The sequence below is a fragment of the Hydrogenophaga sp. NFH-34 genome (genome assembly GCF_021401345.1).
Lineage (GTDB): Bacteria > Pseudomonadota > Gammaproteobacteria > Burkholderiales > Burkholderiaceae_C > Hydrogenophaga > Hydrogenophaga electricum.
Genome location: NZ_JACBGE010000001.1, coordinates 166,040 through 177,010 on the forward strand (window position 1 = coordinate 166,040; position 10,971 = coordinate 177,010).

The 10,971-nt window shown below is 69.8% G+C and carries 13 protein-coding genes; 6 read left to right on the top strand and 7 right to left on the bottom strand.

Annotation, left to right across the window (positions count from 1 at the left end; all coding sequences use genetic code 11):
- Positions 1-44: 44 nt before the first annotated feature.
- The 6 genes from L0977_RS00860 to L0977_RS00885 form a co-directional block, all read right to left on the bottom strand.
- Positions 45-1,118: an acyltransferase family protein gene (locus L0977_RS00860; RefSeq protein ID WP_234262737.1), complete on the bottom strand. Its 1,074-nt coding sequence runs from the start codon at positions 1,116-1,118 to the stop codon at positions 45-47.
- The gene (locus L0977_RS00865) at positions 1,115-2,047 is read right to left on the bottom strand and encodes a pseudouridine synthase (RefSeq protein ID WP_234262738.1); all 933 of its coding nucleotides are present in this window, start codon (positions 2,045-2,047) and stop codon (positions 1,115-1,117) included. Before L0977_RS00865 ends, L0977_RS00860 begins: the two co-directional genes overlap by 4 nt.
- Positions 2,048-2,075: 28 nt before the next feature.
- Positions 2,076-2,807 carry a tRNA (guanosine(46)-N7)-methyltransferase TrmB gene (gene trmB / locus L0977_RS00870; RefSeq protein WP_234262739.1) on the bottom strand — a complete coding sequence of 244 codons (732 nt, stop codon included), beginning with the start codon at positions 2,805-2,807 and terminating at the stop codon, positions 2,076-2,078.
- On the bottom strand, positions 2,804-3,667 hold the full coding sequence (gene gluQRS / locus L0977_RS00875; RefSeq protein ID WP_234262947.1) for a tRNA glutamyl-Q(34) synthetase GluQRS: 864 nt from the start codon (positions 3,665-3,667) through the stop codon (positions 2,804-2,806). The genes trmB and gluQRS overlap by 4 nt, the downstream gene beginning before the upstream one ends.
- A gap of 122 nt (positions 3,668-3,789) precedes the next feature.
- Positions 3,790-4,920, bottom strand: a complete 1,131-nt coding sequence (locus L0977_RS00880; protein ID WP_234262740.1) for an NAD(P)/FAD-dependent oxidoreductase — start codon at positions 4,918-4,920, stop codon at positions 3,790-3,792.
- Between the two features lie 104 nt (positions 4,921-5,024).
- Positions 5,025-5,984 carry a LysR family transcriptional regulator gene (locus tag L0977_RS00885; protein WP_234262741.1) on the bottom strand — a complete coding sequence of 320 codons (960 nt, stop codon included), beginning with the start codon at positions 5,982-5,984 and terminating at the stop codon, positions 5,025-5,027.
- Positions 5,985-6,113: 129 nt separating this feature from the next.
- Here L0977_RS00885 and L0977_RS00890 point away from each other — a divergent pair, with 129 nt between their 5' ends.
- The 4 genes from L0977_RS00890 to L0977_RS00905 are packed head-to-tail and all read left to right on the top strand — an operon-like array spanning position 6,114 to position 8,601.
- Positions 6,114-6,815 (top strand): pirin family protein, encoded by a 702-nt coding sequence (locus tag L0977_RS00890; protein ID WP_234262742.1) that lies wholly within the window; start codon positions 6,114-6,116, stop codon positions 6,813-6,815.
- 51 nt (positions 6,816-6,866) lie between these two features.
- Complete coding sequence (locus tag L0977_RS00895; protein ID WP_234262743.1) at positions 6,867-7,274, top strand: DoxX family protein; 408 nt, start codon at positions 6,867-6,869, stop codon at positions 7,272-7,274.
- A gap of 40 nt (positions 7,275-7,314) precedes the next feature.
- A complete protein-coding gene (locus tag L0977_RS00900) occupies positions 7,315-7,869 on the top strand; it encodes a flavodoxin family protein (RefSeq protein WP_234262744.1) in 555 nt (184 codons plus the stop codon).
- A gap of 36 nt (positions 7,870-7,905) precedes the next feature.
- Positions 7,906-8,601, top strand: coding sequence for a DUF599 domain-containing protein (locus L0977_RS00905; RefSeq protein WP_234262745.1), 696 nt, complete (start codon positions 7,906-7,908; stop codon positions 8,599-8,601).
- Here the strand turns inward: L0977_RS00905 and L0977_RS00910 are convergent.
- Positions 8,583-9,299, bottom strand: a complete 717-nt coding sequence (locus L0977_RS00910) for a phosphatase PAP2 family protein (protein WP_234262746.1) — start codon at positions 9,297-9,299, stop codon at positions 8,583-8,585. The genes L0977_RS00905 and L0977_RS00910 overlap by 19 nt on opposite strands.
- 160 nt (positions 9,300-9,459) lie before the next feature.
- On the opposite strand from L0977_RS00910, the gene L0977_RS00915 reads away from it, so the two are divergent.
- Both L0977_RS00915 and L0977_RS00920 read left to right on the top strand, forming a co-directional pair.
- Positions 9,460-9,705, top strand: coding sequence for an acyl carrier protein (locus L0977_RS00915; RefSeq protein ID WP_234262747.1), 246 nt, complete (start codon positions 9,460-9,462; stop codon positions 9,703-9,705).
- Positions 9,705-10,970 (top strand): beta-ketoacyl-[acyl-carrier-protein] synthase family protein, encoded by a 1,266-nt coding sequence (locus L0977_RS00920; RefSeq protein WP_234262748.1) that lies wholly within the window; start codon positions 9,705-9,707, stop codon positions 10,968-10,970. Before L0977_RS00915 ends, L0977_RS00920 begins: the two co-directional genes overlap by 1 nt.
- Position 10,971 lies beyond the last annotated feature (1 nt).

Below are 10,971 nucleotides of genomic sequence, written 5' to 3' on the forward strand. Positions count from 1 at the left end.
CCCGGCCGGGCGGGCCTGAGGCCTGTTTCGCGCGGGTGTCCGCCTCAGCCGGCCAGCGGCGGGGCGCGGCGCCGACCGGCTGAGCCGATGCCCTGCGCCAGCGGCGCTTCGACCCAGCGTTCGAACGCCCAGCCCAGGGCCACGCTCGCGGCGCCCATCAGGGCGAAGGCCGCGATGGTGGCGGTACCCCCGTGCAGGCCGGCGCGTTCAAACAGCGCGTTGCCCAGCAGCAGCACGGGGAAGTGCACCAGAAACAGCGCGTAGGACGAACGGCTCAGGATGCCCAGCACCCGTTGGGCGGGGCCGGAAGGCAGCGCCGGGTAGCGGCCCTGCGTGAGCGCCAGCCAGAAGGCCACGGCCAGCGCGAGGGCAATGCGGGTACGGAATTCCAGCACCAGGGCCAACACGCCCACCAGCAACATGGCGCCCAGCCAGCCGATCCGTTGCCAGCGATCCGGCCGCTCGCCCGCCCAGCGGGCGGCCACGCCGAGCCCGTAGGCCCCGAGGAAATACAGCGGCCCGTCGTCGAGGCCGGGGTAGCGGTTCCACCAGCCCAGCGAGAGCGCGGTCGCACCGATCACCAGCGCCATGGCCCGCATGCTCTGCCCGCCGCGCTGGCCCAGCCAGAGCAGCAGCGCCAGCAGGGCATAGAGCTGGAAGTCGATGGCCACGTACCAGACGCCGGCCGACAGAGCGTCGACGTCGAACGTTTCGTGCAGCAGCGCCGCGTGCGCCAGCCACTGGCGCCAGGTGGGCGCTTCGGGCACGACGTCGCCGCCCAGCCAGGGCCGTGCCCAGGCCGCGGCCACCAAAGCCAGCAGCAGGGCAACCAGAAAAGGCGGTGCCAGCCGCAGGTAGCGGCGCCAGACGGTCCGCGCCAGGGCCTCGGCGTGGCCGGCCATGGCCGGCGCCAGGCGTTGCACCGCCAGATAGCCGCCCAGCACCAGAAACACCTGCACCGCCATGCGGGCATAGCCGTAGAGCCAGCCCAGCGGGGCGGGTGCGAGCCGGTGCATGGCCTCGGCCACCGGGCCGTACGCCGACAGGTGGTGCAGCACGATCAGTTGCGAAGCCAGGACCTTGAGCAGGTCGATGCCCGGCTGCCGGGGCGTGCTCATGGCGCCAGCGGGGCCAGCGCTCGCTGGCTGTCGAAGCGTCGCGCCGTGCCGGTGACCGGATCGTCGAACGCCAGGGAGCGGGCCAGCAGGGCCAGCGGTTCGGCAAAGTCTTCGGTTTCCCCGGGCTGGCGGCGCACGCTGGGGTAGAACTGGTCACCGTGCAGCGGCAGGCCCAGCGCGTTCATGTGCACGCGCAACTGGTGGCGTCTGCCGGTGACCGGCTCCAGCCGGAAGCGGGCCCAGGTGCCTTGGGTTTCAAGGAGGTCGATGCGGGTTTCGCTGTTGGGCGTGCCGTCGGTTTCGACCATCCGGTAAAAGGCCTGCGGGTCTTCTTCGATGCGGCTGCGGCGCCACACCGGCCCGCGCCAGTCTGTCGGCGCCGGCCCGATGGCTTCGTAGGTCTTGTGGATCGCGCGCTCGCGGAACAGGCGCTGGTAGGCGTCGCGGTCCTGTGGCCGCACGCTGAACACCACCAGCCCGGCGGTTTCGCGGTCGATGCGGTGCAGCGGGCTCAGGTCGGGCAGGCCGAGCGTGCGCTTGAGGCGCACCAGCAGGGTCTCGCGCACGTAGCGCCCGCCGGGGGTGACGGGCAGAAAGTGGGGCTTGTCGGCCACCACCAGGTGCTCGTCGCGGAACACGATGTGCTCGGCGAACGGAATGGCCGGCTCGTCGGGCAGGGCGCGCCAGTAGTAGACGCGCGCGCCGTTCACATAGGGCGCGTCGGGCGGCAGCGGGCGGCCGTTGTCGTCCACCACCTTGCCCTGGGCCAGGCGCTGGTGCCAGCCTTCGCGGCTGACCGCGGGCAGGCGTTCGGCCAGAAAGTCGAGCAGGCCGGGCCAGGGCACGACCCGCAGGCGCGGCAGCGCCACGCAGCTGGGCGAAACGCCCTCGCGCATGGGGATGGCCGGGTTTTTCGGGACGTGCGCCATGGCGGGCCGCGAGGGCGCAGGCGGGGTGTCAGCGGCGGATGAACACGAGGTCCCAGACCCCGTGGCCCAGCTTGAGGCCGCGGTTCTCGAACTTGGTCAGGGGCCGGTAATCCGGCTTGGGGGCGTAGCCGCCCAGGCCAGCGTCGGTGGCTGTGTTGGCCAGCAGCGGCTCGGCGTTGAGCACCTCAAGCATCTGCTCGGCGTAGGGTTGCCAGTCGGTGGCCAGGTGCAGATATCCGCCGGGCCGCAGGTGGCGCGCCAGCCGGTTCACGAACGCGGGCTGGATCAGGCGGCGCTTGTGGTGGCGGCTCTTGTGCCAGGGGTCGGGGAAAAAGATGTGCACGCCGTCCAGGCTGTTTTCGGCCAACTGGTGCTCCAGCACCTCGACCGCGTCGTGCTGGAAGATGCGGATGTTCTCGATGCCCTGTTCGCCGCAGAGTTTGAGCAGGGCGCCCACGCCGGGCTCGTGCACCTCGCAGCACAGGAAGTTGTCGCCGGGCCGGGTCTGCGCAATCTGCGCGGTGGCGGCGCCCATGCCGAAGCCGATTTCCAGAATCAGCGGCGCGTTGCGCCCGAAGGCGGCCGCGGTGTCCAGCGGCTGCGCCGCGTCGTAGCGCAGCAGGAAGCGCGGGCCGAACTGATCGAACGCGCGCTGCTGCCCGGGGCCGACGCGGCCGGTGCGCAGCACGTAGCTTTTGATCTGGCGCAGGTAGGTGCCTTCTTCGGGCGGCTGGCGCGTGGCGTGGCGGGGATCGGTCATGGCAAGGTGGAAACGGGCGCGGGCGGGTATTTTAGGCGCCAGGCCTCCACCCACCGAGCCAGGGCCTCGGGCACTTGGCCGGTCTGCGTGGGCAGGCCGAGTGCCTGGGCCGCGGCATTCAGCGTGGCCAGCGGGTCGTTCAGGTCCAGCGCCCGGGCGCCGTTCTGCTTGCTGAGTTTTTCGCCGTTGGCGCCGCACACCAGCGGCGTGTGCAGGTACACCGGCGTGGGCAGGCCCAGGGCGCGCTGCAGCGCGATCTGGCGGGGCGTGTTGTCGGCCAGGTCTTCACCGCGCACCACGTGCGTGATGCCTTGGGCCGCGTCGTCCACCACCACCGCCAGTTGGTAGGCCCAGAGACCGTCGGCGCGCCGCAGCACGAAATCGCCCACATCGCTGGCCACGTCCTGTGTTTGTGTGCCGAGCCGGCGGTCGGTCCAGGCCAGCGGGGCAGGAGCCCCGACGTGAAAGCGCCAGGCGCGGGCCGACCGGCCACGCAGTCCGCCGTTTTCGGGCCGGCAGGTGCCGGGGTAGACGGCGGCGTGGTGCCGCTCGCGCTGCAGGCCCTGGGCGAGCAGCGCGGCTTCGATGTCCTTGCGCGAACAGGCGCAGGGGTAGGCGCGGCCGGTGGCCGCGAGTGCGTCGAGTGCCTGCTGGTAGCGCGTGTCGTGCTGTGATTGCCAGCACACGGGCTCGTCGCTGACCAGGCCGCAGCGCGCGAGCTGGTCGAGGATCAGGCGGTCGGCGCCCGGCACGCAACGCGGCGTGTCGACGTCTTCGATGCGCACCAGCCAGGCGCCGCCGTGGGCGCGGGCGTCGAGCCAGCTGGCCAGTGCGGCCACCAGCGATCCGGCATGCAGCAGGCCGGTGGGCGAGGGCGCGAAACGGCCGCGGTACCCAGTGCCCTCGTTTCGCCGCGGCGCGGATTGCGGCCCTCTCTGGGGGCTGTCACCGTCTTGGGGCAACCCGGCGGCGGTGACCGGTGTCACGACCGTTCGGCAATCACACGCAGTGCCAGTTCCAGTCCCGAAATGAAGGCGTCTTCGACGCGATGGCCCAGGCACCAGTCGCCGCACAGGCCGATGCCGAGCGCGGCATCGAACAGATGGCTTTCGCCCAGCGGGGTCTGGGTCTGGGCGAAGCGCCAGCGATGGGCCTGCGCATGGCTGGGGGTGGCGCGGATGCCGGTGATTTCGGCAAAGCCCTTGAGCAGCTTGGCCGCGACGCGTTCTTCGGGATCGTCCAGGTGCTTGCTCGACCAGGCGGGGCTGGCCTGCACGGTCCAGCGTTCCACCGGGTTGCGGCCGGGCTTGCTGTTCTCGCGCGCCAGCCAGCTGATGCGGTGGTGCGTGCTGCGGGCGGCGTTCCAGTGCGGGCCCAGGGTGCCGAGGCCGGGTTGCATGGCGTTGGGGAAGGCCAGCATGAGCGCCCAGCAGGGCGCGACGGACACGGCCGTCAGACGCTGGCGCAGCGCCGGGGCCAGGCCCGAGGCCAGCAGCAGGTCGTGCGCCTGGGGGTGGGGGATGGCCAGCACCACCTGGTCGAAGCCGCCCAGCACGTGCTGGCCACCATCGCTGTCTTCGGCGCGCAGCTGCCACTGGCGCGGTTCGAGCGCATCGGGTTCGATGCGGTGGACGTGGTGGCTCAGCCGGGTCTGGGCGGTCAGGCCGCCGAAGCGCTCGGGCATCAGCAGCGGTTCGCCCCAGTGGCTCACCAGGGCGTTCATGCCGGGTTTGGCCACGAAGTGCGGTTCGGTCGGGGGCGGTGCGCTGGCCAGCACGTGGCCGAGTTCGTCGAGCACGCGCACGGTGCTCACGCTCCAGGGCCGGACGAGGTCCTGCACGCCCAACAGGATGCGGGCAAAGCGGCTGTCGCGCACGGTGAAGTACTGGGCGCCGTGATCAAAGCCGCCGAACTCGGTGTCGCGGGTCGCCATGCGGCCGCCAAACCCTGCGCTCTTTTCCAGCAGGGTCACCCGGTGACCGGCCTGGACCAGGGTGCGCGCGCACACGACGCCGGCCATGCCGGCTCCGATCACCGCCACATGGCGAGTCACGGCAGGACGCGAAGACGGGGAGCGGGCTGTGGAGCGGCGGCGGGCGGCGGGACGGGGCATGGCGCGGTCTCGGTAAGGAGCGTGAAGCCGGCGAGGGCGATGGGGCCACTGTAGCAGCGCCGGACCGGGGCCCGGGGCCGGATTTGCCCGCGGACGTGCCGCACTCAGTTCTGGTGATGGTGGTTCAGCAGCGCTTCGCGCGTGCCCGGGTGCTGCAGGCGCTCCAGCCACCAGCGCAGGGCGCGCCCGGTTTCGGTGGCGCTGCGGGGCTGGCGCCAGGCGTAGGCCACCTTCAGGCCGCGGTTGGGCTGGTGCACGTCCTTGACCACCAGCCGCCCGGCGTTGATGAACGGCTGGGCCAGCGGCTGCGGCAGGAAGCCGGCGGCCAGCCCGCGCAACTGGGCCTCCAGCTTGTGCTGCATGGTGGGCACGGTGAGCACGTCCTGCCCCGGGGCGAGGTTGTGGGTCATGCCCTGGCCGCGCGTGGTGCTGTCGGCCACGGCCACCGCCCGGTGCTGGCGCCGCTCTTCTTCGGTCAGCCGGTGCGCGATCCGGGCCAGCGGATGGTGGGGCGCGACAGCGAAGACGAAATCGATGGTGCCCAGCGGGGCGGTGCGGATGTCGGCCGGATGGGCGCCTTCGCCCACCACGCCCAGGGCCAGATCGGCCTGGCCGCTGTGCAGTGCCTCCTGGGTGCCCGAGAGGGTTTCGGCGCGCAGCTTGAGCCGGGTCGGCGGGTTTTCGGCGTAGAACGCCTCGCACAGCTCGAACAGGGTGGCGCGGGCCACGATGGCGTCGGCCGCGATGGTCAGCTGCGGCTCCCACCCGGTGGCCACGCGCCGCACGCGCTGGGCCACGGCATCGAGTTCGCCCAGCAGGTACTGGCCGGCGCGCAGCAACTCGGCGCCGGCCGGGGTGAGCTGGGCGCGGCGCGCGCTGCGGTCGAACAGCAGCACGTCGAGCGCGTCCTCGATCTGGCGCACTCGGTAGGTGAGGGCACTGGGCACCATGCCCAGTTCGCGGGCCGCCGCGGCCATGCTGCCCAGGCGGGCCACCGCTTCGACGAGGCCGAGGTTTTCGGGCGAGAGGGCGCTGCGCGTGGAGGTGGGATGGGCTGGGGGCATGGTTTTTGAATTCGATTGAATTGAATGATGCCATCAAATTCATGCAAACCAAATGCACGGTTGGGTGCCCAGAATACTGCCCATGCCGTCACATTCTGTGCGGCCCCCACGCATCGGAAAGGAGACCCCATGCTGCACATTCGCCGCTCTGACGCCCGAGGCTATGCCGATCACGGCTGGCTCAAGAGCTTTCATTCGTTTTCGTTTGCCGACTACTTCGACCCGGCCTGGATGGGCTGGGGCAACCTGCGCGTGATCAACGAAGACCGGATCGCACCCGGGACCGGCTTCGGCACCCACGGCCACCGCGACATGGAGATCATCAGCTACGTGCTGCAGGGCAATCTGGCCCACCAGGACAGCATGGGCAACGTCAAGGGCATCCCGCCCGGCGACGTGCAGCGCATGAGCGCCGGTTCCGGCGTGCGCCACAGCGAGTTCAACCACGCGCCCGACCAGACCACGCATTTCCTGCAGATCTGGATCGAACCCAACGTGACCGGCATCCCGCCGAGCTACGAACAGAAGACCTTTGTGGCCGAGGACAAGCGGGGCTGCCTGCGCCTGGTGGCTTCGCCCGATGGCGCCGACGGTTCGGTGCAGATCCATGCCGACGCGTCGCTGTACGCCGGCCTGCTCGACGGCGCGGAGTCCGCCGAACTGGCGCTGGCACCGGGTCGCAAGGGCTATGTGCACCTGGTGCGCGGCGAGCTGGCCGTCAACGGCCAGGCGCTCAAGGCCGGTGATGCCGCCGTGCTGGCGGACGAGTCGCAGATCGCCCTGACCCAGGGCCGCGACGCCGAGGTCCTGGTCTTTGACCTTGCCGCCTGAAGGTTTTTCCCTCACCCTGTAACGTCAATTTCCCCTGCAAGGAGTTTTTTCATGAACGCTCTCCAATCTCCCCTGTCCCTGATCGGCCGTGTCCTGCTGGCCATCCTGTTCGTGCCGGCCGGCTTCGGCAAGATCGCGGGCTTCTCCGGCACCGTGGGTTACGCCACCGCCATGGGCATGCCCCTGCCCACCGTCGGGGTGGCGATCGCGCTGGTGATCGAGCTGGTCGGTGGCCTGGCGCTGCTGGTCGGTTTCGGCACCCGCGTGGCGGCCATCGCCCTGGCCGTGTTCACCCTGGTGGCCAGCTTCTTCTTCCATGCCTACTGGGCCGTGCCGGCCGAGCAGCAGATGGTCCAGCAACTGATGTTCTTCAAGAACATCGCCATCACCGGCGGCCTGCTGGCTTTCGCCGCCTTCGGTGCCGGTGCCTTCAGCCTGGACGCCAAGCGCGCCCGGTGACCCGCCTTCCGTGATATCCCCCCAACCCAGGAGTCTTTGCATGTCCCAGATCGTTGTTGTCTACCATTCCGGCTACGGCCATACCCAGCGCATGGCGCAGTCGGTCGCCGACGGTGCCGGTGCCGAACTCCTGGCCATCGACGCCGACGGCAACCTGCCCGAAGGCGGTTGGGAAGCCCTGGACGCGGCCGACGCCATCGTGTTCGGCTCGCCCACCTACATGGGCAGCGTGAGCTGGCAGTTCAAGAAGTTCGCCGACGCGTCCAGCAAGGCCTGGTTCTCGCAGAAGTGGAAGGACAAGGTGGCCGCCGGTTTCACCAACAGCGCGGGCATGAACGGCGACAAGCTGGCCACGCTGAACACCCTGTTCACGCTGGCCATGCAGCACGGCATGATCTGGGTCAGCCAGGGCCTGATGCCCAGCAACACCCAGGGTGCGCAGCGCAACGACGTGAACTACCTGGTTTCGTACAGCGGGGCCATCGCGCAGTCGCCGTCGGACGCAGGGGCCGCCGACATGCTGCCTGGCGACCTCGAAACCGCCCGCCTGTTCGGCGAGCGCGTGGCCGCCGTGACGAAGAAATTCAAGGGCTGAGGCTGGCCGGCCTCATGCCGCGTTAGCATCCGCGGCATGAAGATCTTCAGCATCCTTCCCTGGGCAGACTGGCTGGCGCTGGTCTGCTTTTTTGCGCTCTGGGTGGGCTACGCGGGTTTCGCCAAGGGGTGGGGCGTGCGGCAGTCGTCGCTGCTGGTCACCACCAACCGTTACCGCGGCTACTGGATGCTGCAGACCACGTTCCGCGATCCGCGCATGCTCGACGGCCTGATCACGCAGACGCTGTCGAACACGCCGGCGTTCTTCTCGTCGACCTCGATCCTGGTGATCGGGGGGCTGTTCGCTTTGCTGGGCACCACCGACAAGGCCACCGAGCTGATGAGCGAGATCCCGTTCGCGCAGGCCACCACGCTGATCGTGTTCGAGTTCAAGATCCTGGTGCTGGTGGCGATCTTCATCTACGCCTTCTTCCGCTTTTCGTGGTGCATGCGGCAGTACACCTTCGTGGCGCTGCTGATCGGTTCGATGCCGCCGCCGGAAGCTTTCGACAGCGGCGAGTTCGACCGCGAGCGGTTTGCCCACCGCGCCGCCAGGCTGGTGGCTTCGGCGGCCGACACCTTCAACGACGGGCTGCGGGCCTACTACTTCGCGTTCGCGCTGCTGGCCTGGTTCGTGTCGCCGGTGGCGATGGTGCTGGCCACTCTGGTGGTGGTGGCCATCCTCTACAGCCGGGAGTTCCGCTCCGACGTGCTTCAGGTGCTGCGCGACTGAGCCAGGCGCTGCTGCAGCCGCTGCGACAGCCGGAGGTCGGCAGGCGTGAGGGACAGCCAGGCGAAGAGCGCGCCGACCAGCGCCCCGGTGATCGCGTCCAGGGCCACGTGCTGCAGCGTGGCCAGCGTCGACCAGGTGATGGCCACACAGACCCCCGCGTTGACGATGTGCCACCCCCGGGGCACCCCCATCTGTCGCAGCAGGTGGTAGAGCCACCAGGCCGAAAACACCGCCGTGGCCACGTGCAGCGACGGCCAGGCGTTGCCGGACGCATCGATGCCCTTGAGCGCCGACAGGCCGGGGTAGTTCGACCAGTCGATGCCGAAATCCGGCACGCGCGTGGGCCACAGCCAGAACACCAGCAGGCAACTGCCGCAGAGCAGGGCCACCCAGGCCCCGAGGCGCAGCAGCGCCCGCAGGTTGCCGATGAGAGCTGGGGGCAGCGACACGTACACCCACAGCGAGGCATAGACCGGGAAGGCGGCCGGGGTGAAGGGCACCAGCCGGTCCAGCCAGATCTCGGGCATCACCCAGGGCGCGCGCGACGGGTGCTGCAGCACATAAAAATAGGCTTGGAAGAACAGCACCATGAACAGGGTGGTGCCCACCGCTTTGAGCAGCCACAGATGGGCCACGCGCAGGCCCATCTCGGTAGGCCAGGTAGCAGAGACAGCGCGGGGAACAGAGCGGTCGGGCATGGTTGTGAAGGCGGGCGGGCCAAGGTCGTGGCGCATCATATCGGCGCCGCTGACGCCCGGTGCGCCGACCCGTGCCAGATACAATGAAACCAGGAACGGGAGGCGGCCAAACAGGGTGTGACGCAGCGGTCCTGGCTCACGAACTGGATGCACATTCACCATGGATTCAACGGAAATCATTCGTAACTTTTTGCAGGACCGTCTCGGCGTCGAGGCCACCCGGGTGGTGGACGACGCACTGTTGGCCGATCTGGGTGTGGACTCCCTGATGCTGGCCGAACTGATGTTCGAGGCCGAGGACCGTCTCGATATTTCCATCGATTCGCCCGATGTGCTGCCCAAGACCGTGGGCGAGATGCGCGGCGTCATCGACCGCGTGCTGGCGGCCAAGGCCGTGGGAACGTGATGCTGCCGCGCCGTGTCGCGGTGACTGGCCTGGGACTGGTCAGCCCGTATGGCGGGAATCTGGACCATTTCTTCGATCGCCTGCTGGCCGGGGAGTCGGCCATCCGCCACGTGGTCACCGACGACCAGCCCCAGCCGATTTCGATGCCCTTCGTCACCTGCCAGGACTTCAGTCCCGAGGCAGTGCTGGGCAAACCCCTGGCCTCGATGATGGAGCGGTTTGCGCACCTGGGGGTGTCGGCCGCCTTCGACGCCTGGGCCGACGCCGGCCTGGAGCGCCAGCCGCAGGACCCGGCCGAGCGCGACGCCTGGGGCTGCGAATGGGGCACCTCGCTGGGCGGGGTGCAGGCGTTTGAACGCGGTTACCGCGACATGTGGATCAAGGGGCGCACCCGGCTGTCACCGCTGTCTGTCGTGCTGGGCATGAACAATGCGGTCAACGCCCACCTGTCCATCCAACTGGGGCTGGGGGGCGTGAGTTCGAGCCATGTGGCGGCCTGTGCCTCGGCCAGCATCGCCATCGGCGAGGCCTTCCGCCGCATCCGGGCGGGCGACGCCGACGTCATGCTGACCGGCGGCTCCGACGCCACGCTGACCTACGGTGTGGCCAAGGCCTGGGAAGCCATGCGCATGATCGCGCCGGGCGAGGGCGAGGCGGCCGCACAAGCCTGCCGACCGTTTGCCGCCGACCGCGGTGGCCTGGTGCTGGGCGAGGGCGCTGCGGCGCTGGTGCTCGAATCCTGGGACCACGCGGTCGCCCGCGGTGCGCGCATCCATGCCGAATTGGTGGGCTATGGCGGCAGTTGCGATCACAGCCACCTGGTCCGGCCCGATGCACTCGGGCAGGCGCGCGCGATGCGCCAGGCCCTGCGGCAAGGTGGCTTGCAGCCCGACGAGGTGGACTATGTGAACGCCCACGGCACCGCCACCCAGGAAGGCGACCCGGTCGAGATCGCGGCCTTGCGCGACGTGTTCGGTGCGCACGCCCCCCGGTTGCCGGTCAGCGCCACCAAATCCATGCACGGCCACCTGCTCGGGGCGGCGGGCGCCATCGAGGCACTGGTCACCGTGCTGGCCCTGGCGCGCCAGTCGCTGCCCCCCACGGCCCACCTGGCCGGCCGCATCGACCCGGCCTGCGAAGGCGTGGACCATGTGCTGGCCGGTCGGCAGAGCACGCGCGTGCGGGCCGCCCTGTCCATTTCGTTTGCCTTCGGTGGCAGCAACGCCGTGCTGGCGTTCCGTGCCGCACCGGCCTCTCTTCATTGAA